Source organism: Rhodococcus sp. Q1, assembly GCF_004153645.1.
GTDB lineage: Bacteria > Actinomycetota > Actinomycetes > Mycobacteriales > Mycobacteriaceae > Rhodococcus > Rhodococcus gordoniae.
This window is the reverse complement of record NZ_SDMJ01000026.1, coordinates 1-805: the sequence shown is the minus strand read 5'-3', so window position 1 is coordinate 805 and position 805 is coordinate 1. Positions and strand designations below refer to the sequence as shown.

The 805-nt window shown below is 70.4% G+C and carries 1 protein-coding gene; it reads left to right on the top strand.

Going from position 1 to position 805, the window contains the following annotated elements; all coding sequences use genetic code 11:
- A partial coding sequence (locus EQ874_RS22795) for a phosphopantetheine-binding protein (RefSeq protein WP_165369321.1) occupies window positions 1–805 on the top strand: 805 nt, incomplete at both ends.

Genomic DNA, 805 nt, shown 5'->3' with positions numbered 1-805 from the left:
CGGAGTTGGTGCCCGATGCGCCGGTGGTGATCGGGTCGGCGATCGCGGGGGTGGGGGCGTTCGTGCTCGACGAGCGGTTGCGTCCGGTGCCCGAGGGTGTGGTCGGTGAGTTGTATGTGGCCGGGGCGCAGGTGGCGCGGGGTTATCACGGTCGGTTCGGGTTGACCGCGGCGCGGTTCGTGGCCGATCCGTTCACCCCGGGTGGTCGGATGTACCGGACGGGGGATCTGGTGCGTCGGGGCGGCGATGGGGTGTTCGAGTATGTGGGGCGCAGTGATTTCCAGGTCAAGATCCGGGGGTTCCGGATCGAGTTGGGGGAGATCGATGCGGTGTTGTCGGCGGTGCCGGGGGTCGGGTTCGCGGTGACGGTGGGGGTGGTGTCGGCGTCGGGGGAGTCGGTGTTGGTGTCGTATGTGGTGCCCGAGGCGGGGGCGGTGCTCGATCCGGTGCGGGTGCGGGCGTCGGTGGGGGAGGTGTTGCCGGGGTTCATGGTGCCGTCGTCGGTGACGGTGCTCGACGAGGTGCCGCTGACGCCGGTGGGGAAGGTGGATCGGGCGGCGTTGCCGGCGCCGGTGTTCGAGGTGGCCGAGTATCGGGCGCCGCGGTCGGTGGTCGAGGTGGCCGTGGCCGAGGAGGTGGCGCAGGTTCTGGGGGTCGAGCGGGTCGGGTTGGACGATTCGTTCGTCGATCTGGGGGGTAATTCGTTGGCGGCGACGCGGTTGGTGGCGCGGTTGTCGGCGCGGTTGGGGTATCGGGTGGCGGTGCCGGTGGTGTTCGAGACGTCGTCGGTGCAGGAGTTGGCGGC